Genomic DNA, 22,039 nt, shown 5'->3' with positions numbered 1-22,039 from the left:
TCTAGTTGAAACAAATTCATGAACTGCCGGCAATTCTGGCAAATCAAATTTCAGCGGGTGAGGTTGTTGAACGACCCGCTTCCGTTGTGAAGGAACTGGTTGAAAATGCGCTTGATGCGCACAGTACAGAAATTGATGTAACTGTAGCGGATGCCGGCCTTAAAACAATTAAAGTGGTTGATGACGGGGATGGCATCGACAGCTCACAGGTACAAACGGCTTTTTTGCGTCATGCAACCAGTAAGATAACCGAACAACGGGACCTTTTTCGGGTAAGGACGCTTGGCTTTCGTGGCGAGGCGCTGCCAAGTATCAGTTCAGTTTCAAACGTTGTCTTGAAAACTTCAACCGGTTCTGTCGGGACAGAAATTGAATATAAAGGTGGCAAACTGGTTTCTCAAAAGGCGGCGGAATCGCGAAAGGGAACCACCGTTATTGTAAATTCGCTTTTTTATAATACGCCTGCCAGGCTGAAGTATTTGAGCTCGCCAAATACCGAACTTGCTAAAATTTCAGATATTGTTAATCGGTTGGCACTTAGTCATCCCGAAGTTGCTTTTTCCTTTATCAGCAATGGTCGAGAACTTCTGAGAACTTCGGGTAGAGGAGATCTGCTTCAGGTTTTGGGCGCCATTTATGGTGTAAAGACCGTCTCACGCATGCAGCCGATCAAGTCGGAAAAACCTGATATTTCGATCAGCGGTTACGTCAGCCTTCCAGAGCTGACACGGGCAAGCCGCAACTACATTTCACTAATTCTAAACGGGCGCTACGTTCGAAACTTTCCGCTTACCAAGGCTGTTATTAACGGCTATGGTTCAAAATTAATGATCGGCCGATTTCCTATCGCCGTTATTAACATCAAATTGGATCCGGCTTTGATTGATGTTAATGTGCATCCTACCAAACAGGAGGTTCGGATTAGTGAGGAGCCCAGAATCGGTGATATGGTAGCGACTGCCATTCGTGATATGTTGGCCGATAAACAGCTGATTCCAGATGCCACCCGGGAATTTAAAAAGCCGTTTTCACCATCACAGCCAGCCAGACATCGTCAACCGGCAATAATGAGTCATGTCGACTCGAAGAACCAGCCCCTGTTTGAAGCTGATTCAACGCCAACAGTGGCCTTGCCGAAAAACGGTGATCAACAGCCAATTGAGCCGATCGTGGTTAAAAAACGGTCTGATTTGAATAGTCCAACTGTTGCCAAGTTCGATTCATTGTTGGCCGATGAGGCTTCAGCCGTGCCGGTATTTGATCAGCCAGCAAGTGTTGAGGTGGCTAACCAAAATTCTAAAGCAGTCACTGAGCATACTGTATCGCTTCAGCAGGAAGAGTTGGTAGGTTCGACTTCTCAAACCGGATTTCCGAATCTTCGTTACGTTGGCCAAGTTCATGGGACTTATTTAGTTGCTGAAACCCCTGATAACATGTATTTAGTTGACCAACATGCTGCCCAGGAAAGAATTAATTATGAATTTTATCGAAAGGCCATTGGTGAAGTTGGTCGTGATCAGCAGCGGCTCTTGGTGCCGATCGTATTGGATTATTCAACATCGGATTTTTTATTAATCAGTGAGAAAATACCGTTACTGTTGAAGCTTGGCATTCACCTTGAGCCCTTTGGTCAAAATAGCTTTATTATCCGCCAACACCCAATGTGGTTTAAAGCCGGCCAAGAGGAAGATACGATTAAGGAAATGATTGATTGGATTTTGGCCGATCATCGAATTTCGGTGGCTGCATTTCGAGAAAAGACGGCGATTATGATGAGCTGCAAACGGGCGATTAAAGCTAATCATCATCTTGACGAACGCCAGGCCAAAGCATTACTTCAGAAATTACCGGAATGTGAGAATCCTTACAATTGTCCTCATGGCAGACCGACACTCGTTAAATTTACCAATGCCGATATTGAAAAAATGTTTAAACGTATTCAGGACCCGCACCGAACGGACGAAGAAATTTTATAAATTAACCTCGAGTCTGACGGCAACTTGTGATACAATTTATTAGCAAACATACGTTTTAACAAAGAGGAATAATTATGTATGAATTTATGGATGGAAAAGTAGTTGAAGTTACGCCGGCCTATATTGTGTTGTTGGTTAACGGTATTGGTTATTTGATTTACACGGCCGATCCCTATCGATTTGAAGTTGATCAGGATAGAACGGTTCGGGTCTATATTTATCAAGCTGTCAGCGATTCGGCAATGCTGCTCTATGGGTTCTATGAAAGCGCGGATAAAAAGTTATTTGAAAAGTTGATTAACGTTTCGGGGATTGGGCCTAAAAGTGCGCTGGCAATTTTGGCTGGAAAAGATCGAGGCGGCTTAATTTCAGCGATTAACAATAAAGATGTTAAGTTTTTGACCAGATTCCCGGGAGTTGGCAAAAAACTGCGCAGCAGATTATCTTGGATCTTCAAGGAAAAATGGCGGATTTGATTCAGAATGCCGCAGTGGAGACTGAAACGCAATCGGATGAAGGCCAGTCTGTCGAGCTTAAGGACGCGCTGTCTGCTCTAAAGGCTTTGGGCTATCCGGCTAAGCAGGTTATGGCAATTGCCCCCGAGCTGGCGAAAAAAGATGGTTTGACAACTGACGAGTATCTCAGTTTGGGTCTTAAATTATTGATGCATTAATGTAAGGGGTGATTGGTTGGATAAAGACGATCGAATTGTATCACCGGATAATGTGTCCGGTGATGAGCACAACATTGAAAAAACACTTCGCCCTCAAACGTTGGCCGATTATATCGGTCAATCAGACGTCAAAAATGAATTAAAAGTTTATATCAAAGCTGCCAAACAGCGTGAAGAGTCTTTGGATCACGTTTTGCTGTACGGCCCACCAGGACTTGGCAAAACGACGCTGGCCATGGTGATTGCCAACGAGATGGGGGTTAACATCAGAACAACCACCGGCCCGGCGATTGATAAGCCGGGTGATTTATTGTCATTATTAAATGAATTAAACCCCGGTGATGTTTTGTTTATTGATGAGATTCACCGGCTGCCAAAAGTGGTTGAGGAAATGCTTTATTCGGCCATGGAAGATTTTTACGTTGATATTATTGTTGGTCAGGGATCGGGTGCACATCCCGTTCATTTCCCATTGCCGCCATTTACGTTGATTGGGGCAACCACGCAGGCCGGGATGCTTTCGGCACCCTTAAGAGATCGATTTGGAATCGTTGAACATATGAATTATTATCAAGTAGCTGATCTGGAAAAAATTGTTGAACGAACGGCTGATATCTTTCAGATTTCGATTTTAAAGTCCGGAGCTCATGAAATCGCGATGAGATCCCGAGGAACACCTCGGGTTGCCAACCGATTATTAAAGCGAATCCGTGATTTTGCCCAAGTCTTTGATAAAGACAGTATTGATTTGGAGATTGTGCAATACGCGCTTCAAAAGCTAAAGGTTGATAATTTGGGCCTTGACGCGACTGACATCAAACTTTTAAAAACAATGATTGACTATTATGATGGCGGCCCGGTTGGTTTGAAGACGTTGGCAGCCAATATTGGCGAAGAAACTGATACAATTGCGGAGATGTATGAACCCTACTTGCTGCAGATTGGGCTGATTAAGCGAACTGCCAGGGGAAGACGGGTTACGCCCAGAGGATACGAACACCTGCATTATCCGCAGACACCCCAGAATTTGGTATGAAAGGAACTGGAACGTTGAAAACAAATTATACTTTAGAGGATTTTGATTATGATCTGCCACATGAATTAATCGCACAGACGCCGATTAAGGATCGGGATGAATCACGCCTGCTGGTTCTGGATAAGAAGACCGGCGAGATGCAGGATCGACGATTCTACAACATTATTGATTATTTGAACCCGGGAGACGCCTTGGTAATGAACGATTCCAAAGTTATGCCGGCTCGCATTTACGGTGTCAAAAAAGAGACCGGTGCCCACATTGAAGTGCTGTTGCTGCACAATATTGAAGGTGACCGGTGGGAGACGTTGATGAAGCCGGCTAAACGAGCCAAGGTCGGTACCGTTATTGATTTTGGTGAAGGTCAGCTTCAGGCAGTCGTGACCAAAGAATTGGATCATGGTGGTCGGGAAATTGAATTTAAATATGACGGTATTTTTATTGAAATTCTTGAAAGATTGGGAGAAACACCATTACCACCGTATATCAAGGAAAAACTGGACGATCCCAACCGCTATCAGACTGTCTATGCGAAAGAAATGGGTTCAGCCGCAGCGCCGACTGCCGGTTTGCACTGGACAAAAGCGTTATTGCAGAAGGTTGCTGATAAGGGCGTTCACTTGGTCTATCTAACACTGCACGTTGGTCTGGGAACTTTTCGACCGGTCGAAGAGGACAACATTGAAGAGCACAAGATGCACAGTGAATTTTATCGCTTGTCTCAAGAAGCTGCCCAAACGCTGAATGACGTTCGGAAAAATGGTGGCAAGATAGTGGCTACCGGCACGACTTCAATTCGAACTTTGGAAACGGTTGGCACCAAATTTAACGGTGAAATTCATCCGGACTCCGGCTGGACGGATATTTTTATTAAACCGGGATATCATTGGCAGGTTGTCGATTCGTTCATCACGAATTTCCATCTTCCCAAGTCAACGCTTGTCATGCTGGTGGCTTCTTTTACCGGCCGTGAAAATATTTTAAACGCCTACCAGCATGCCATTCAGGAAAAATACCGATTCTTTAGTTTCGGGGATGCAATGTATATTCATTAGAATTTTAGGAGGATTTATATGCAACCAGCGATCAGTTATCGCTTGATTAAAAAAGAAAAGCATACCGGTGCCAGACTGGGTGAAATAACAACCCCACATGGTACTTTTCGGACACCGATTTTTATGCCTGTCGGCACACAGGCAACCGTTAAAACACTGGCACCGGAAGAATTGGATGAAATGGGTGCGACAATCATTCTTGCCAACACTTACCATCTTTGGCTGCGACCTGGTGAAGACATTGTGAAGCAAGCTGGTGGTCTTCATAAATTTATGAATTGGGATCACGGTATTTTGACTGATTCCGGCGGTTTTCAGGTTTTTTCATTGGCTAAAAATCGGGACATTTCTGAAAAAGGGGTCACTTTTAAAAATGAAATTAATGGCGACAGAATGTTTTTATCACCTGAAAAAGCCATTCAAATTGAAAATGATTTGGGCCCTGATATTATGATGAGTTTAGATGAATGCCCACCTTTTTTTGAAACGTATGATTATGTTAAAAAGTCGGTTGAACGAACCAGTCGTTGGGCAGAACGGGGACTCAAAGCCCATCGAAACCCGCAAACTCAGGGCCTCTTCGGAATTGTTCAAGGGGCTGGTTTCGAGGATTTACGGAAGCAGTCGGCAAGTGACTTAGTCAGCATGGACTTTCCCGGATACTCAATTGGCGGTTTGTCGGTAGGGGAATCAAAGGCTGAAATGAATCGGATCTTGGAAGTTACAACGCCACTTTTACCTGAAAATAAGCCCGTTATTTAATGGGGGTTGGTGTAACCGATTCATTGATTGATGGCGTCATCCGGGGAATCGACATGTTTGATTGTGTGTTACCGACTCGAATTGCCAGAAATGGGACTGTCATGACTTCTCATGGCCGTTTGGTTGTTAAAAATGCTGAATACGCACGTGATTTCGGACCGTTGGATGATCAATGCAGTTGCTATACCTGCCGCAACTACTCACGCGCCTACATCCGACATTTAATCAAATCGGGGGAAACTTTTGGCTTGCGGTTGGCAAGTTATCATAATTTATACTACCTGATTCATTTGATGAAACGGGTTCAGCAGGCCATTTTGGATGATAATCTACTGGATCTCAGGGCAGAAGTTTTTGAGCAGTATGGGTATAACAAACCTAACGCAAAAAGTTTTTAACTATGGACGGTTGACAAGTTATTTGGTAAAGTATTCTTATGGAAAGTGTGGGTGAAAAATATTGAACAGTTCTGTTTACTCAATCTTAATGATTGTTGTTTTGTTTGCGCTGATGTACTTTTTGATGATTCGGCCGCAAAAAAAGCAGCAGCAAAAGCGTCGGGAACAGTTATCAAAGATTAAACCAGGAGACCAAGTTGTAACAATTGGTCGGCTTCACGCGTCGTTGATGAAATCAATGAGGCGGATAAGACCGTAACACTTGATTGTGACGGCATTTACCTGGTCTTTGATTTGAGTGCGATTGCTCAGGTTAAGCAACCAGCTGTCACAGCGGCTGCAACTTCAGCTGAAGCATCTCAATCAGCCAATGCTTCAGAAAACCAATCCGATGAAAAAACAACTGACACAACTTCAGATTCAGCTGACCAAAAATCAACTGAATCAACTGATGATCAAAAGTCTGAGGATAAGTAAAACAAAGAACGGTTGGAGACAGAACCTGGTTTTGTGCCAACCATTTTTTTCGCTGGTCCATGAACATACGTTTGAAGTCTTTGATGGAGGTGGCTTGCAATGTCTCAGCATTTTCGCCATATTCTACACGTTGATATGGATGCCTTTTACGCTTCGATTGAAGAACGACAGGACCCTAGGCTGAAACGGCTGCTTTAATCGTCGCCAAAGATCCTAAAAGAACCGGTGGACGGGGTGTGGTAACAACTGCCAATTACGTTGCCCGAAAATACGGCGTTCATTCGGCGATGAGTGTTCAAAAAGCGCTCGAACTGTGTCCCCAAGCTGTCTTTCGTTTCTCGGGATTTAAACTTTATCGCCAAGTTTCGGCACAAATCCATCAAATATTTCATGAATATACAGATATTATTGAGTACGTTGCGTTAGATGAAGCTTATTTGGATGTCACCAACAATAAACGACATTTGGATGACCCGGTTCAGCTTGGTCGCATGATCCAGGCTGAAGTTCTGCACCGAACCAGCTTAACCTGTTCTGTCGGCATTTCTTACAACAAATTTCTTGCCAAAGAGGCCTCCGATTACGCCAAACCTTTTGGAATAACAATTATTCAGCCAAAGGATGCCTTAACTTTTTTGGCGAAATTACCAATTGAAAAGTTCCGGGGAGTCGGCAAAAAAACCGTCCCTAAAATGCATTCATTAAACATCAATAATGGCAGTGATCTGTTGGAGTGGTCACAAATGGATCTCATTAAACAGTTTGGAAAATTTGGCTATGTTCTTTATGAACGGGCTAGGGGAGTTGACAATCGGCCAGTCGAATATCAACGGGTTAGAAAATCAATCGGTAAGGAACGGACTTTTGGTCCCGAAATTACGAACCAGACGCAGGTCGACAGCGAATTAATGAAAATTGCGGAATTGGTTGCGGCTGAAATGGCCAAAAAGAAAAAACATGGCAAAACCCTCGTTTTGAAGGTTCGTTATAAAGACTTTTCAACTTTTACAAAGCGAACGACTTTTGACAATTTTATTCGAAATGATCCAAACGATTATTTTTCTTTGGCAGGTGACTTATTGGCCGAAATGCCGGATATTAAGTCCGGCGTGCGATTGTTAGGTATTACGTTAACCAATTTGGCCGACTTGAATTACGAAAATATTGTGTTGGATTTATTTCATACCAAGGGTTGTTTATAAGTATTGACATTTAGTGTATACTTAAGTGTTCGAGAAAAAGTGTTATCAAATAAAATCGATTAATCATAGCGTCACCCATTTTTTTGAAATTGAAATATGGTTATGACGATTATGTTGAAAATTAAAATTCATTAATAAGAGGTTATTGGTTATGTCCATTCAGAAGCAAATACTAGATCAGATCAAGCAAGCCAAAACGGTTATTATTCATCGGCACAAACGTCCAGATCCTGATGCAATCGGTTCACAGATGGGGCTGGCAGAAATTATCAAGGCGTCCTTTCCAGATAAAAGAGTTTTTTGTGCCGGGAAAAATTTTCCGGGCTTTAAATGGCTGGGAACCGCTGATGAAATTCCGGATGACCAGTATAAAGATGCTTTGGTGATTGTAGTCGACACGGCTAATCAGCCTCGGGTGGATGATGCCCGTTACACAAAAGGTAAGACGCTGGTTAAAATTGACCATCATCCAAACGATGATCAATTTGGCGACTTAATGTGGGTGATTCCTGAAGCCTCAAGTACATCTGAATTAATCTTTGATTTCTATGATATGTTTCGTTCCGAGCTCACGCTTTCAGATGAAGGCGCTCGACTGCTTTATGCCGGTATTGTTGGTGACACAGGCAGGTTTATGTATCCATCGACGTCATCGCATACATTTGAAGTTGCTTCAAAGTTGACCAAATATCATTTTTCCGCCAGTGACGTTAATCAAGCTGAGGATGAAATCGATATGCCGTTGGCCCGATTATCAGCATATGCTTATGAAAACTTAAAAATGTTGCCTAGTGGCGCCGCTTATCTGGTTTTATCCAATGAGATTCTAAAACCGTTTGGGCTTGGGGATGAAAGCACTTCATCAATTGTACCGTTACCTGGTCGTATCAAGGAAGTTATTTCCTGGGCAATCTTTGTTCAGCAAAAAGAGGGCGATTATCGGATTCGCTTACGATCGAAGGGACCTGCCATTAACGAACTTGCCAAAGCTTATGGCGGTGGTGGTCACCCATTGGCCAGCGGCGCGGTAATTGAGAGTGATGACCAGATTAAGGATTTTGTCCGTGATTTGGATAATTTAGTTAAGAAAAACAAATAGGAGAATTTATGACCAAATTTTCAGAATTTAATTTACAGCCATTTATTTTAAATGCGTTAAATGACTTAAACTTTAAAGAACCAACGCCAATTCAGGAAAAACTAATTCCGGTTATTTTGCAGCACCGGGATGTGGTTGGCCAATCGGCAACCGGCAGCGGGAAAACCCACGCTTTTTTATTGCCAATTTTTAATGAACTGGATCCTGATATTGATGAGGTGCAGGCAGTTATTACCACGCCCAGTCGGGAATTGGCTTATCAGATTTTAGAAGCGGCCAAACAAATTGCCAAGTTTAGTCCAAAACCAATTTCAATTGGCAGTTACGTGGGCGGAACTGATAAAAAGCGCCAGGAAGATCGTTTGAAAAAGGACCAGCCACAACTGATTGTCGGGACACCTGGCCGGGTTTGGGATCTGATTCAAAACGGTGGTTTGGATGTTCATACGGCTTCCAAGCTGGTGATTGATGAGGCGGATATGACCTTGGACATGGGCTTTTTGGACGTTGTTGATCATATTGCGGCTAGTTTTGGCAAACATGTTCAAATGATGGTTTTTTCAGCAACAATGCCACAAAAGATCACGGTTTTCTTGAAAAAGTATTTGGATAACCCGGTTATTGAGGAAATCCCGGTTTCTTCAATTATCAGCCCAACAATTGATAACTGGCTGATTTCAACGAAGGGGCAGGATAAAAATCAGCTTATTTATAAACTGTTAACAATTGGTGAACCGTATCTGGTTTTGATTTTTGCCAATACTCGAAAGCGGGTCGAAGAACTAACTGAATATTTGCGCGATCAAGGGTTGAAAGTGGCCATGGTTCATGGCGGTGTAAAACCTCGGGAACGAAAGCAGATTATGAAACGGATAAAAAATCTGGATTTTCAATTTGTGGTGGCAACCGACTTGGCAGCCAGGGGAATTGATATTGAAGGGGTTTCTCATGTCATTAATGACGATATTCCTACTGATGACTTAGAATTCTTCATTCACCGAGTTGGGCGGACCGGTCGAAACGGTATGCCGGGAACGTCGATTACACTTTACTCCCCAGATGAGGAAAAGGAAGTTGCAGAACTGGAAAGTATGGGGATTCATTTCAAACCCAAAGCGTTAAAGGATCATGAAATTATTGACACTTATGATCGTCGGCGTCGGCAAACGCATCGTAAGAAGAAAGATAAACTTGATCCGACGATGATTGGTTTGATTAAGAAAAAGAAGAAAAAAATCAAGCCAGGGTACAAACGTCAAATTAAGATGTCAATTGCCCGCAAGGAAGAAATGGATCGTCGCGTTTCCAAGCGGGAAGAGTCCCGCGCAAAACGAAAGCAGCGCAAGCAGAGTTCCAAGCGATATAAATAAAATTCAATTGACATTAAATTCACAAAAACGTATACTTTGAATGTCTTAAGAATATGCCAGGTTAGATTAATTTTCAGAAACGTTTTGGCTGATGTGAAAAACGATTTAATCGATTTGGTGCTCTCTTAACCGTTATACAATTAAACACAAACTCTAATTTTAGAGATAAAGTGGTTACGATCAAACATCGTTGCAATCAGAGTGGTACCGCGTCAATCGGCGTCTCTGTTAGCAACGGTGTTTTATTTTGTTTAAAGGAGAAATGGGAAATGAAGAATTTGAGCAGTGGTCAAATCAGACAGATGTTTTTGGACTTTTTTCAAGAAAAAGGGCACACCATTGAGCCCAGCGCTTCACTAATTCCAGTTGATGATCCAACTTTACTATGGATTAATTCTGGGGTTGCCACAATGAAAAAGTATTTTGATGGGACAGTTGTGCCAAAAAATCCACGGATGACAAGTTCTCAAAAGAGTATTCGAACAAATGATATTGAAAATGTCGGGAAAACACCTCGCCACCATACGTTATTTGAAATGCTGGGGAATTTCTCCGTTGGTGATTACTTCAAAAAAGAAGCGATTACGTGGGCCTTTGAGCTCTTAACTTCTCCAAAGTGGTTTGGTTGGGATAAAGATAAATTATATATGACTGTTTATCCAAAAGATACAGATGCTAAAAAGTATTGGGAAGCCGTTGGGGTTGCTCCGGATCACATCATTGAAATTGAAGATAACTTTTGGGATATCGGCCAGGGCCCTTCAGGACCGGATTCTGAAATCTTTTATGATCGCGGCGCTGATTTCGATGAATTGGCACCAGACGATCCGGAAAACTATCCCGGTGGTGAAAACGATCGTTGGTTAGAAGTCTGGAATATCGTCTTTTCACAATATAACCACACCCCTCAGGGGACTTATGAACCATTGCCCCGGAAAAATATTGATACGGGAATGGGATTGGAACGAGTGGTTTCCATTTTTCAAAATGCGCGAACTAACTTTGAAACAGATTTGTTTTTACCGATGATTAGACAGACAGAATCATTTAGTGATCATAAAAAATATGGTGTCAGCAAGCAGGATGACGTTGCGTTTCGGATTATCGCCGATCATGCCCGAGCAATTACGGTTGCGATCGGTGATGGCGCCCTTCCTTCAAATGTGGGTCGCGGGTACGTTATTCGTCGCTTAATCAGACGAGCAATCGTCAATGGTCAACGACTTGGGATTAAGTCGGCCTTTCTTTACAAGCTGGCACCGGTTGTTGGTGAAACGCTCAAATCCTATTATCCTGAAGTCCTTGAACAGCGTAATTATATTGAAAAAGTTATTCATTCAGAAGAAGACCGGTTTAATGAGACCTTAAATGATGGGTTGAAGTTGCTTCAAGATGTTATTAATAGCACTAAAGCAGCAGCCAAAAAAGATATTGACGGGGCAACCGCTTTTAAACTTTATGATACTTATGGTTTTCCATATGAATTAACTAAAGAAGAAGCCGCTGATGCCGGATTGGGTGTTGATAAAAAAGGTTTCCAAGCTGAAATGCAAAAGCAAAAGCAACGGGCTCGAAATGCTCGAAGCGGTGCCAAATCAATGAAGATTCAACGTGACTTGTTGGTTAAAGTGAAGGACGATAGTCAATACGTCGGCTATGATACTTTGGATGTCAAGGATGCCAAGTTGCTTGAAATTGTTGAAGATGAAAAGTTGGTTTCCGAATCAAAAGCAGAGACGGTGGAATTGATTTTTGATAAGACGCCGTTCTATGCTGAGATGGGTGGTCAAGTAGCCGACAGAGGCGTTATTTTAGACGACAATGGCGATAAGGTTGCTGATGTGATTGACGTTCAACATGCACCAAACGGTCAAAACCTGCACACGGTCAAAACTGAGGAATCATTGGTCCAAGGGCAGACTTATCACTTGGTAGTTGATCGATTGTTCCACAGTCGGGTAGAAAAGAACCATACTGCTACGCATTTGCTTGATCAGTCCTTGAGAAATGTGCTGGGTGGCCACACCCAACAAGCTGGTTCACTGGTTGAACCCGGTTATTTGCGCTTTGACTTTAATCACTTTGGTCAAGTAACGGATGAAGATTTACAAAAAGTTGAACAAATGGTCAATCAACAAATCTTTAAAGAAACTGATGTCAAAACGGTGGTAACCGATCCGAAGACTGGTAAGAAAATGGGCGCAATTGCGCTTTTCAGCGAAAAATACGGTGATAAGGTCCGAGTTGTCAGCATTGGTGATTTTTCGGTTGAATTTTGTGGTGGGACCCACGTTGCCAACACCCGGGATATCGGTTTGTTCAAGATTGTTTCAGAGTCCGGTGTGGGTGCCGGGGTTCGCCGGATTGAAGCAGTTACGTCAAAAGATGCCTTTAGGCTGCTCAACAATCAATCAAATGAGTTAAAGCAGATTTCGAATCGCTTAAAAGTTACGCAACTAAAAGACGTGCCAACCCGAGTTGAACAGCTGCAGGAAGAAATCAAAGACCTAAAAGCCAAGCAGGATTCACTGGAAGCCAAATTGGCTGGGCAACAGGCTGAAGCTGTCTTTGATAATAAACAAACTGCTGGTCAATTTACGATTATTACGGGTAATATCAAGGATGCCGGCATGCAGCAATTGCGTCAGTTGGCAGATACTTGGAGAAGTAATAATTTGTCCGATGTTTTAGTATTAGGGACGGGTAGCGGTCAAAAAGCCAACTTGGTGGTTGCCGTGGCTGACGAAAAGGTGAAGTTCGGTCTTAAAGCCGGTGACTTGATTAAAGCCATTGCGCCAAACATTAATGGTGGCGGCGGTGGTCGCCCGAATATGGCCCAAGCTGGTGGGAAAAATCCTGCCGGTCTGCAAACCGCATTACAGGCAGCGATTGAGTGGTTGGAAAATAAGTAATTATTACATCAGGATTACATGTCGGTTACATTCGTTCACTTGATTGTAGTTTCAACGATAATCAGTTAAAATTAATACAAATGACCTTACGTCATAGAGGTGAATTGTATGAGTTCGTTAGATAAAACCATGTTTTTTAATTTCAATGAAGATCAGCCCAAAGATGTTCGAGATACATTGTTGACGGTTTATAAAGCATTGGAAGAGAAGGGTTACAATCCATATAATCAAATTGTCGGATATTTAATTTCCGGTGACCCTGCCTATATTCCACGTAACTTGGATGCTCGGAACTTGATTAGAAGACATGAACGTGATGAAATAATCGAAGAATTGGTTCGGTTTTATCTTGATAACCATCCAAATGATTCAAAAAAAGGTGAAGAATGAGATTAATGGGATTAGACGTCGGCTCTAAAACAGTTGGAGTCGCGGTAAGTGATGCATTGGGGTGGACTTCTCAGGGAGTCGAGATTATCCCGATCGATGAAGAAGCCGGTGAATTTGGGCTAGAACGAGTAACCCAATTGGTTAAAAAATACGAAGTCGATGGGTTTGTTGTCGGATTGCCGAAGAATATGAACAATTCTTTGGGCCCCCGGGCAGAAGCTTCCGAACAGTATGGCAATCGGTTGAAAGAGAAATTCAACCTTCCTGTGGATTTTGAAGATGAACGACTGACAACGGTTGAGGTACAGCGAATGCTTACCGAGGAAGCAGACATTTCACGTAAGAAACGTAAAAAGGTCATTGACAAGTTGGCTGCAGGACTGATCCTGCAGAACTACTTGGACCGTAAAGGAAAATTAACTAGGATATGAGGTATGCAAAATATGGCAGAAGATCCAACACAACAACAAATTACGTTAGTTGATGATAACGGTGAGGAAACACTCTACGACGTTTTATTCACTTTCAAATCAGAAGACTTCAATCGCTCATACATCTTAATTTACCCAGCAGGTAAGAAGGATGACGAAGAAGTTGAAATTCAGGCATATGCGCTTCCTGCCGGTGATGATCCAAGTGACCCACAAGGTGGCGAACTTCAGCCGATTCAAACTGATAAAGAGTGGGATATGATCGAATCTGTTTTGAATACCTTCTTAGGCAAAGATGGTGACGATCAAAGCGATGCTGACAGCAATGCCGGTGATAATCAGTAATTAAGGATTTGGAAATATCATTTTTATGCAGGGATTGAGTACAAAGATTTGGGCTCAGTCCTTTTTAGTTGAATATTTTTAGGATGTGATTTAATGTCGGAAAAAGATGAAAAACGACGATTTAAAACAACAATTGGTGGTAAAAAATATATTTTGGTTGGTAAGGGATCAGATGAGCATTTGCAGTCGGTTTCCGATTTGTTAAACGAGCAGTTAACGCAACTTCGTCAGACAATCCCGGAAGCTTCTGATGAACAGCGGGCCATTTTAGTTGCGTTTAACGCAATTTCCAAACAGTTTGAACTGGCAGATCAGTTGACACAACGGTCGAAAAACATCGACCCACGGGAAGTGAAGTGAAACTGACGTGCTGTTAAACATTGCTATACTACTGATTCTGATAGCTGCTTTTTGGCGGGGAATGAAAAAAGGTGCTTTAAATGAGCTGTTGAACTTAGCTGGCGTAATTATTTCAATAACTGCCGGACTGTTATACACTGCACCGATAACGGCTTTTCTTAAAAATTGGCTGTTGGCACGGATTAACGGTGACCAAGGGCAATTGCCACTTGTCAAACTGATTGTGTTTATAGCCTTGTTTACTTTGGGATGGCAGGTCATTAGACTGATCCGCAGGCTGCTTTCGCCGATAGTCAAACTGCCGGTTATTAGCCAGGCAAATTCGCTTGCGGGTGGTGGTATTAACTTGGTGACCCACTATTTGCTTATTTTTGTTTTGCTAAGTTTTTTAATTCTGCTGCCAAATCAAAAGCTGCAGCAGGTTTATGATCAATCAGTCATTTCACAATGGATTGTTCGGCAGACGCCGGTTTTGTCAGAAAAATTGACAAACTTTTGGATTTCAAATTCAAATGAGGAAGGTTTATGAATAAAAAAGTTTTAGAAACACTTGAATATAATAAAATTAAAGAACAACTGAGCGCATTTCTAACAACTGATCGCGGTCAAGCGGTTGTTGACCAGTTGACACCCAGTGCCGATTTCAATGAAGTAAGCCGTCGACTTGCAGAAACTGAAGACGGTGCCAATATTGTGCGTTTAAGAGGTGAAATTCCTGTTCCAAAATTAACGGAAATCGCGCCCTATATGAAACGGTTACGGATCGAAAATGCCTCTTTAAGTGGTACAGAATTAGCACATATTACCAAGCTTTTAAGAGCTGTCAAAACGATTCATGACTTTTTTGAAGATTTTCAGGAGGAATCAGTCACATTGACGGTTGTTTCCCAAACGGTTGATCAGTTGACGCTGATGCCGGAAATTACCAAACGGATGATGCAGTCGATTGATGATGACGGCCGGATTTTGGACGATGCCTCTGCTGAATTGCGGGCAATTCGACGGACAATTGTCCGAACACAAAATGATATCCGTTCACGAATGGGGAAGTACTTGAAAGGCGCTGATGCCAAGTATTTGACTGAATCGATTATTACCATGCGCGATGATCGCTTTGTGATTCCGATTCGAGCAGAATACAAACAGCATTTTGGTGGCATTGTTCATGATCAGAGTGCCTCGGGACAGACGCTGTACGTTGAGCCGAGTAATGTTGTTGAAATGAATAACCAACTAAGGCGTGATCAATTGGCTGAACGGGCAGAAGAACGCCGAATTCTGGCTGAATTAACGGATCTTCTCCGGCCGTCCCGCCATGAACTGTTGGCAAACATGAATTTGGTAGGGCGACTCGATTTTGTAAATGCCAAAGCAAAATTGGCTCATCAACTTGGTGCGGTTTTACCGGAAGTATCTCAAGAAAATATTGTAAATCTGCGGCAGGCCAGGCATCCTTTGATTGCTCGGGAGAAAGTTGTTGCCAACGATATTCAACTTGGTAAGGATTACAACACCATCATCATTACCGGGCCCAATACGGGTGGTAAAACGATCACACTGAAAACAGTTGGCCTACTGCAGCTGATGGGCCAGTCTGGTTTGTTTATTACCGCAAATGAAGAAAGTCAAATTGGTGTATTTGATGACGTCTTTGCCGACATTGGTGATGATCAATCCATCGAAGCTAATTTAAGTACTTTTTCATCCCATATGGACAATATCATTTCGATTTTAAACAAACTGACTTCGCGAAGCTTAGTATTATTGGATGAATTGGGTGCCGGTACGACCCGAAAGAAGGGGCTGCTTTGGCAATGGCAATCATTGACGCAATTCATCAACGAAAATGTGAATTAATTGCGACGACCCATTATCCGGAACTGAAAGCCTATGCTTATAATCGTCCAGGCATCATCAATGCTTCTATGGAGTTTGACGTTGAAACGTTACAGCCTACCTATCGCTTCTTAATGGGGATTCCCGGGCAAAGTAATGCGCTTAACATTGCCAGCAAATTGGGCCTTTCTCCAAAAATTATCGAGCAGGCACGCGCCTTTACGGACTCCGAAAATCAAGATATTAATAACATGATCGCCGAATTAACTGCGCAGACTAAGCGGGCTCATGATGAGGCTGATCAACTCGACCAGGAATTAACGGAGTCAACGAAATTGCACACGGCCCTTCAAGATAAATTTGATCAATATCAAAATCAAAAAGATCGATTATTGGAGCGGGCTCGCGAGCAGGCCAACCAAGTGGTGGCGGAAGCTAAAAAACGTGCCGACCAGATTATTGCTGATCTGCACAAGAAGCAGCGACTGGTTGGTAAAAGCACGATTAAAGAAAATGAGTTGATTGATGCCAAGGGGGCACTAAATCAGCTTGAAGTAGCGCCAAGTCTGAAGAAAAACAAAGTTCTCAGAAAAGAAAAAGCCAAACATGATTTTCATCCCGGTGATGACGTAATGGTTAAATCATATGGTCAGCAGGGAACCCTCATTCGTCAAGAAAAAAACGGCAGTTGGGAAGTGCAGCTTGGGATCTTGAAGATGCAAATTGATGAAAACGATTTGGAAAAAGCTGCTCCGGAAAAGAAAGCCAAGCAAACTTACCAGACACGGGTTTCACGGACCCGTTCCAGCGGCATGTCACCAACGCTTGACCTGAGGGGCCATCGTTACGAGGAAGCGATGTATGAGCTTGACAGATATATTGATTCGGCTTTGCTGGCAGGGTATCCATCTGTTACAATTATTCATGGGAAAGGCACAGGCGCTTTACGAAAAGGCGTCAATGAGTATCTTAAATCAAACCCGCGGGTAAAGAGCTTTGGTTACTCTGCACCAAACGCTGGGGGCGACGGTTCAACTGTGGTTAAATTTAAGTAATCAGCAGCTTGTCTTTGATATTAATTGGCAAGAGCAAAAAGATATCGTGCAATTTGGTTGCTTTTTACTATAAAATTGTTAGTATAATAATATTGAAAGATTGGAGTGTTTGAAATGGTAAAAGAAACAACAGATCAAACTTTTGAAAATGATACTGCCAATGGTGTTACACTGACTGACTTTTGGGCAACTTGGTGTGGTCCCTGCCGGATGCAGTCACCAGTTGTTGAAGAATTGGCCGATGAATTGGACAATGTGACTTTCAACAAAATGGATGTCGATAAGAACCCAGAGACAGCTTCCAAGTTTGGAATTATGAGTATTCCAACCCTCTTAATCAAAAAAGACGGTAAGGTAGTCGACACGGTTGTTGGTTATCATCCTAAGGAACAATTGAAAAAGGTTTTAGCTCAGTATACTGACTAATGCTAATGGTTTTTGGCAATATGTAAAAAGAGCGGTACGATTTTTTCGTACCGCTTTTTTTATATTTGGAACTTATTTATCCGATGTTTCATCAGGAGTCGCCGATATTAGTTTAAAAATATCAGTTGCTTCCTGATCTTCACTGGGTTTATCCTTGCCAAGAAAGGTACTTATTAAAACAATCCCTTTCGATGGGTTGGTCTTTGTAATTTCAGCTTCTGCTGTTTGATCAGATATATATTGGCAGCTTTGCGCGATAAAGCCGCTTTCGAGGTAAAAGTCCGGATCATCAAATAAATCCAGTCGGTTTTTAACGATTTCACCACTTAGCTGCCAGTTAATTTGTCGGCCGACTTTTTTGACCAGCTTTAAATTTCCCAGTTTAAATTGGGTGAAAAAGGTTGCTAAATCATCAAATGTTGCCAATCGATGATTGCGGGCCAGATGTTTACCGGCCCAGTATGAAATTTCATGATTGTCCGAACCAAGAATACTGGGTAAAAGCTCGTCTCGGATCAGTTCCTGGCCCAACAGATCAGTCATTCGCGGGTTGTTTACGATTGCTTTGTATGATTCATTATCCATTTTTTAATCTCCATCAATGTAAATTGTCATAAATTTATTATACAATATATTCAGCAAATCTGTTTTGTTTGTCAAATATCGCAAAGAATAATTAACTTGATAATTGGCAAGAAGGAAGAAGGAATTAACGTGGATAATCGGCCAATTGGCGTAATGGATTCAGGAGTTGGCGGTTTAACGGTCTTAAAAGAGATTGTTAAGGTTCTCCCCAGTGAATCATATATTTTTGTTGGAGACCAAGCTAACCTACCATATGGCCAAAAAAGCCCAGCGACTGTCAGAAGACTAACAAAGCGAATTGCTGATTTTATGATGCGGCAGAATGTTAAAATGTTTGTCATTGCTTGTAATACATCAACTGCTGCTTCATTAGACTATCTGACGGCGCAATTGCCAATACCTGTAATTGGTGTGATTACACCCGGTGCAGAGTCGGCGGTTGCGGCTACTAAAAACAATCAAATAGGTGTTATCGCAACAAATGGAACGGTTAAGTCCGGTGACTATCAGCGGATCATTAAAGGGTTGAATCCGCATACAAATGTTTATTCCCTTGGGTGTCCGGATTTTGTAACGATGGTTGAGCACGGCGAGGCTGGCAGTCAAATTGCTCTGGAAAAGGTGCGTCAGCAGTTGGCTTATTTTAAAGGGAAGCCGGTTGATACCCTGGTTTTGGGTTGCACACATTTTCCAGTGCTGGAAAATGAAATTCGTCAGGCTGTGAATGCAAACGTTCAATTAATTGATCCCGGCATCTCAACAGCTCAAAATGTAGCTGCTTATTTAAGGTCGCATGATCAGCTTAGAGATCCCAACGTTGATTCTCAAATTAAAGAATTTTATACAACGGGAAATCAGAAAGAATTTACACAAATTGCCGATCAATTGCTTGGCAAGCAGATTCATGCCAAGCATCTTAGTTTGGGAAGGGAAGATGTTATCAGTTGAAAAAGCCATCAGTGATTGTTATTGCCTCGAAAAACGCCAATAAAGTAAAAGAATTTGAAGAGGCCTTTAAGAAAAGCGCAATTAAAGTTGAGTCTCTGAACGCTTTTGAAAACGTCCCGGATGTTGATGAAACCGGTCAGACGTTTGCGGAAAATGCCATGTTAAAAGCGGCTGCTATTATGGCCTTTACCAAATTACCGATAATTGCAGATGATTCCGGGTTGGTGGTCCCGGCTTTGAATGGCCGACCGGGTGTTCATTCGGCCCGTTATGCCGGCGATCATGACGACGATGCCAATAATGCCAAACTTCTTAAAGAAATGGAAAATAAATCAGATCGGACTGCCTATTTTGAATCAGTTCTGATATATTTAACACCAGAGGGAGACAAGATTACCGCCAATGGTCGTGTAGCTGGTCAGATCTTGCGAGCTAAGCGGGGAACTAATAATTTTGGCTACGATCCCTTATTTTACGTTCCAGAAAAGCAATTGACGTTAGCTGAAATGTCAACCCATGAGAAAAATGCGATCAGTCATCGTGGACGGGCAATTCGGCAATTAATTTTAAAATTACGTGAGCGGTGGGATAGTTGAAAATACTTGTTGTCAGTGACAGCCATGGTGACCGCCAGATAATTGCCTCGTTGGTGAAACGGTATGAACAACAGGTTGACGGCATCTTTCATTGTGGTGATTCAGAATTAAAACTTGATGATCCGTTAATTTCACATTTGCACATTGTCAAGGGGAATATGGACTTGGCAGATTTTGCGCCGGCTGAGGTTGAGGAAGTTGATAATCATCGAATTTTATTAACTCATGGTCATTTACAGGGAGTAAATGATGGGTTACTAAATTTGAAACTATACGCAAAAAGTAAGGCTGCTGACATTGTCTTATTTGGACATACGCATCAACTTGGTGTCGCCCTGGATCAGGGGATATTATTTGTAAACCCCGGCAGCATTTCGTTTCCTCGGGGCCAATATGCGGCGATTGGCGGTACTTATGCGATTATTAGTTCGGCGGGGCAGCAACTGACCGTTCAGTATTATGATCGACAGTTTAATGCGCTTAATAAGTTGAAGTTCAGCTTCTAATCGGTTGAAAGGCAGGTCATTTTTTAGATGATTGACAAACCAATTGAAGCGGTGATGCGGCAAAGCAACCGGGATATTTTAATTCCGGCTGATTTGGTTGCAACCGTGAATGAAGATAACAATTTACAACACGCGTTTCTTGTCTTGACAAAAGTTAAATATGCTAAAATTCCAGTACTTGATAATGATAATCATTTTAAGGGATTGATTTCTTTATCTATGATTACCGAACAGATGCTATTGGACACCGGGATTACAACCCGGCCCTTGGATAGCATGAAGATTAAAGAAGTTATGCAAAAAGATGTACCGACTATTTATGAGCGTGATAATCTGGAAGTGATTTTGCGGCATTTGGTAAATGAAAATTTCATTCCATACGTTGATCACAACAATAAATTTTTGGGAATTATTACCCGACGTGAGTTGTTTAAGGAGATTAATTATCTAGCTCATAACTTTTCTAAACGATATGTTGCTTTGTCGGCCTATCATGAAAAGAGTGTTCAGCAGACAGCTGTTCAATAAGTTGGATTGATTAAGTATTTTAAAAGCCCAAACCAGGCCGCCTGGTTTGGGCTTTTAAAATGGTAATAATTTCATTCTATATCACGATTGTTTTTGAAAAACAACCGGACTGGAAGGAAGTTGGATTCCCTTTTGATTAAGTTCTGAAAGATAGAGGGCTAAAAATTGGTGTGATATTTCGGCTTGAGCGCCGTTTTTAGTTGTGATGTTGACTTGAAAAACCAGCTACCATCAGGAAGGTTCATTGTGCCGATGATTTTTGGCTCGCCAATAATATCCGGATAGTTTTTAACTTCCCGTTGGTTTACCTGTTCAATAATTTTAATTAGTTTGGTGATTGGTGTTTCCGGTAAGATACTGATCTGAACCATGGCAGTCATATTATTACGTGACATGTTAGCGATCATCGTAACTGATCGGTTTGGGATAAAATTAAGTGTTCCGTCGTCAGAGACAATTTGTGTGGTTCTTAAACCGACGGCGGCAATTGTTCCCCGAATATTGTTAATTTGAACATATTCACCAACTTCAACCTGCTTTTCCAATAAAATGAAAAAGCCACTGACAATATCAGTAACGAAACTTTGGGCACCAAGTCCAATGGCCAAGCTGAAGACACCGGCACTGGCAATCAGTGTGCCTACTGGGACGCCCAGTGTTGAAAGAACCGAATACAGCCAGAAAAACCATAAAATATAACTTAAAATATTGATAGATAACGTGTGAAAAGTTCGAATTCGTTTTTCAGTAACGGTATCTTGATACTTTGCCCGATAGCGTTTGAAAAAGTGATTGATTAAAGCCTTGCCGATTCTTCTCAAGAGAAGCATGAGAACGGAAAAGAGAAAAATAATGCCAACCTTTTCACCAACGGTGATCAGCAGTTTTTGCCAATCAATAAAGTTTACGTATTTTTGCCAGTTAATGGCGCCTAGGATTAATTCATATAGTTGCATTTTTACCTGTCCTTATATTGAATCTATTTCATTCAATACTATCAAAAATCTAATATATAACACAAGTCGCTTTGAAATCTTGTTGGTAAAATAAACAATTTCATTGTCAAAGCCTTG

At 42.1% G+C, this 22,039-nt stretch carries 17 protein-coding genes and 6 pseudogenes; 21 read left to right on the top strand and 2 right to left on the bottom strand.

The window, feature by feature from the left end; all coding sequences use genetic code 11:
- Positions 1-5: 5 nt before the first annotated feature.
- From mutL to trxA, 17 genes and pseudogenes are all read left to right on the top strand, one after another.
- Complete coding sequence (mutL, locus tag JCM14108_RS00385) at positions 6-1,976, top strand: DNA mismatch repair endonuclease MutL (protein WP_035177270.1); 1,971 nt, start codon at positions 6-8, stop codon at positions 1,974-1,976.
- 74 nt (positions 1,977-2,050) lie between these two features.
- A pseudogene (gene ruvA / locus JCM14108_RS00380) lies at positions 2,051-2,649 on the top strand (Holliday junction branch migration protein RuvA).
- 16 nt (positions 2,650-2,665) lie between these two features.
- Positions 2,666-3,685, top strand: a complete 1,020-nt coding sequence (gene ruvB, locus JCM14108_RS00375; RefSeq protein WP_035177265.1) for a Holliday junction branch migration DNA helicase RuvB — start codon at positions 2,666-2,668, stop codon at positions 3,683-3,685.
- Positions 3,682-4,740, top strand: coding sequence for a tRNA preQ1(34) S-adenosylmethionine ribosyltransferase-isomerase QueA (gene queA / locus JCM14108_RS00370; protein WP_035177262.1), 1,059 nt, complete (start codon positions 3,682-3,684; stop codon positions 4,738-4,740). Before ruvB ends, queA begins: the two co-directional genes overlap by 4 nt.
- Before the next feature lie 18 nt (positions 4,741-4,758).
- Positions 4,759-5,900: pseudogene (tgt, locus tag JCM14108_RS00365) on the top strand (tRNA guanosine(34) transglycosylase Tgt).
- An 88-nt stretch (positions 5,901-5,988) separates the two neighbouring features.
- A pseudogene (yajC, locus tag JCM14108_RS00360) lies at positions 5,989-6,377 on the top strand (preprotein translocase subunit YajC).
- Between the two features lie 99 nt (positions 6,378-6,476).
- Positions 6,477-7,579 (top strand): annotated as a pseudogene (dinB, locus tag JCM14108_RS00355) (DNA polymerase IV).
- Positions 7,580-7,730: 151 nt separating this feature from the next.
- Positions 7,731-8,678: a DHH family phosphoesterase gene (locus tag JCM14108_RS00350; protein WP_035177260.1), complete on the top strand. Its 948-nt coding sequence runs from the start codon at positions 7,731-7,733 to the stop codon at positions 8,676-8,678.
- Positions 8,679-8,686: 8 nt separating this feature from the next.
- Positions 8,687-10,048: a DEAD/DEAH box helicase gene (locus JCM14108_RS00345; protein WP_035177257.1), complete on the top strand. Its 1,362-nt coding sequence runs from the start codon at positions 8,687-8,689 to the stop codon at positions 10,046-10,048.
- 269 nt (positions 10,049-10,317) lie between these two features.
- On the top strand, positions 10,318-12,960 hold the full coding sequence (gene alaS / locus JCM14108_RS00340) for an alanine--tRNA ligase (RefSeq protein WP_035177255.1): 2,643 nt from the start codon (positions 10,318-10,320) through the stop codon (positions 12,958-12,960).
- Between the two features lie 108 nt (positions 12,961-13,068).
- The gene (locus JCM14108_RS00335; protein WP_035177252.1) at positions 13,069-13,350 is read left to right on the top strand and encodes an IreB family regulatory phosphoprotein; all 282 of its coding nucleotides are present in this window, start codon (positions 13,069-13,071) and stop codon (positions 13,348-13,350) included.
- Positions 13,347-13,781: a Holliday junction resolvase RuvX gene (gene ruvX / locus JCM14108_RS00330; protein ID WP_035177249.1), complete on the top strand. Its 435-nt coding sequence runs from the start codon at positions 13,347-13,349 to the stop codon at positions 13,779-13,781. Before JCM14108_RS00335 ends, ruvX begins: the two co-directional genes overlap by 4 nt.
- A gap of 3 nt (positions 13,782-13,784) precedes the next feature.
- Positions 13,785-14,126 (top strand): DUF1292 domain-containing protein, encoded by a 342-nt coding sequence (locus JCM14108_RS00325; protein ID WP_035177246.1) that lies wholly within the window; start codon positions 13,785-13,787, stop codon positions 14,124-14,126.
- Positions 14,127-14,219: 93 nt separating this feature from the next.
- Positions 14,220-14,486 carry a cell division protein ZapA gene (locus JCM14108_RS00320; protein WP_035177245.1) on the top strand — a complete coding sequence of 89 codons (267 nt, stop codon included), beginning with the start codon at positions 14,220-14,222 and terminating at the stop codon, positions 14,484-14,486.
- A gap of 7 nt (positions 14,487-14,493) precedes the next feature.
- Positions 14,494-15,015 (top strand): CvpA family protein, encoded by a 522-nt coding sequence (locus JCM14108_RS00315; protein WP_235807101.1) that lies wholly within the window; start codon positions 14,494-14,496, stop codon positions 15,013-15,015.
- Positions 15,012-17,377 (top strand): annotated as a pseudogene (locus JCM14108_RS00310) (endonuclease MutS2). The gene JCM14108_RS00315 and the pseudogene JCM14108_RS00310 overlap by 4 nt, the downstream one beginning before the upstream one ends.
- 114 nt (positions 17,378-17,491) lie before the next feature.
- Positions 17,492-17,803 carry a thioredoxin gene (gene trxA, locus JCM14108_RS00305; RefSeq protein ID WP_035177241.1) on the top strand — a complete coding sequence of 104 codons (312 nt, stop codon included), beginning with the start codon at positions 17,492-17,494 and terminating at the stop codon, positions 17,801-17,803.
- A gap of 72 nt (positions 17,804-17,875) precedes the next feature.
- Here the strand turns inward: trxA and JCM14108_RS00300 are convergent, their stop codons facing one another.
- Entirely contained in the window at positions 17,876-18,388 is a 513-nt protein-coding gene (locus JCM14108_RS00300) for a DUF2507 domain-containing protein (RefSeq protein WP_035177238.1), read from the bottom strand.
- Positions 18,389-18,541: 153 nt separating this feature from the next.
- On the opposite strand from JCM14108_RS00300, the gene murI reads away from it, so the two are divergent.
- Genes murI through cbpB form a run of 4 tightly spaced genes read left to right on the top strand, consistent with a single transcriptional unit; the run spans position 18,542 to position 20,966 of the window.
- Positions 18,542-19,336 (top strand): glutamate racemase, encoded by a 795-nt coding sequence (gene murI, locus JCM14108_RS00295; RefSeq protein ID WP_035177480.1) that lies wholly within the window; start codon positions 18,542-18,544, stop codon positions 19,334-19,336.
- Positions 19,333-19,932: an XTP/dITP diphosphatase gene (locus JCM14108_RS00290; RefSeq protein WP_035177236.1), complete on the top strand. Its 600-nt coding sequence runs from the start codon at positions 19,333-19,335 to the stop codon at positions 19,930-19,932. The genes murI and JCM14108_RS00290 overlap by 4 nt, the downstream gene beginning before the upstream one ends.
- The gene (locus tag JCM14108_RS00285; RefSeq protein WP_035177234.1) at positions 19,929-20,438 is read left to right on the top strand and encodes a metallophosphoesterase; all 510 of its coding nucleotides are present in this window, start codon (positions 19,929-19,931) and stop codon (positions 20,436-20,438) included. Before JCM14108_RS00290 ends, JCM14108_RS00285 begins: the two co-directional genes overlap by 4 nt.
- 27 nt (positions 20,439-20,465) lie before the next feature.
- The gene (gene cbpB, locus JCM14108_RS00280; protein WP_035177232.1) at positions 20,466-20,966 is read left to right on the top strand and encodes a cyclic-di-AMP-binding protein CbpB; all 501 of its coding nucleotides are present in this window, start codon (positions 20,466-20,468) and stop codon (positions 20,964-20,966) included.
- Positions 20,967-21,047: 81 nt separating this feature from the next.
- Here cbpB and JCM14108_RS00275 read toward each other — a convergent pair.
- Positions 21,048-21,922, bottom strand: a pseudogene (locus JCM14108_RS00275) (mechanosensitive ion channel family protein).
- Positions 21,923-22,039: the final 117 nt, after the last annotated feature.

Origin of the sequence: Lentilactobacillus farraginis DSM 18382 = JCM 14108, from assembly GCF_000583655.1 — a bacterium.
GTDB classification, from domain to species: domain Bacteria; phylum Bacillota; class Bacilli; order Lactobacillales; family Lactobacillaceae; genus Lentilactobacillus; species Lentilactobacillus farraginis.
The sequence above is the reverse complement of the archived record's forward strand: the minus strand, read 5'-3'. Positions and strand labels throughout refer to the sequence as shown.

Coding starts and splice junctions, on each gene's coding strand:
- queA (WP_035177262.1), top strand. CDS start 3,682: ATGAAAGGAACTGGAACGTTGAAAACAAATTATACTTTAGAGGATTTT.
- JCM14108_RS00350 (WP_035177260.1), top strand. CDS start 7,731: ATGTCCATTCAGAAGCAAATACTAGATCAGATCAAGCAAGCCAAAACG.
- JCM14108_RS00345 (WP_035177257.1), top strand. CDS start 8,687: ATGACCAAATTTTCAGAATTTAATTTACAGCCATTTATTTTAAATGCG.
- alaS (WP_035177255.1), top strand. CDS start 10,318: ATGAAGAATTTGAGCAGTGGTCAAATCAGACAGATGTTTTTGGACTTT.
- JCM14108_RS00335 (WP_035177252.1), top strand. CDS start 13,069: ATGAGTTCGTTAGATAAAACCATGTTTTTTAATTTCAATGAAGATCAG.
- ruvX (WP_035177249.1), top strand. CDS start 13,347: ATGAGATTAATGGGATTAGACGTCGGCTCTAAAACAGTTGGAGTCGCG.
- JCM14108_RS00325 (WP_035177246.1), top strand. CDS start 13,785: ATGCAAAATATGGCAGAAGATCCAACACAACAACAAATTACGTTAGTT.
- JCM14108_RS00320 (WP_035177245.1), top strand. CDS start 14,220: ATGTCGGAAAAAGATGAAAAACGACGATTTAAAACAACAATTGGTGGT.
- trxA (WP_035177241.1), top strand. CDS start 17,492: ATGGTAAAAGAAACAACAGATCAAACTTTTGAAAATGATACTGCCAAT.
- JCM14108_RS00300 (WP_035177238.1), bottom strand. CDS start 18,388: ATGGATAATGAATCATACAAAGCAATCGTAAACAACCCGCGAATGACT.
- murI (WP_035177480.1), top strand. CDS start 18,542: ATGGATTCAGGAGTTGGCGGTTTAACGGTCTTAAAAGAGATTGTTAAG.
- cbpB (WP_035177232.1), top strand. CDS start 20,466: ATGATTGACAAACCAATTGAAGCGGTGATGCGGCAAAGCAACCGGGAT.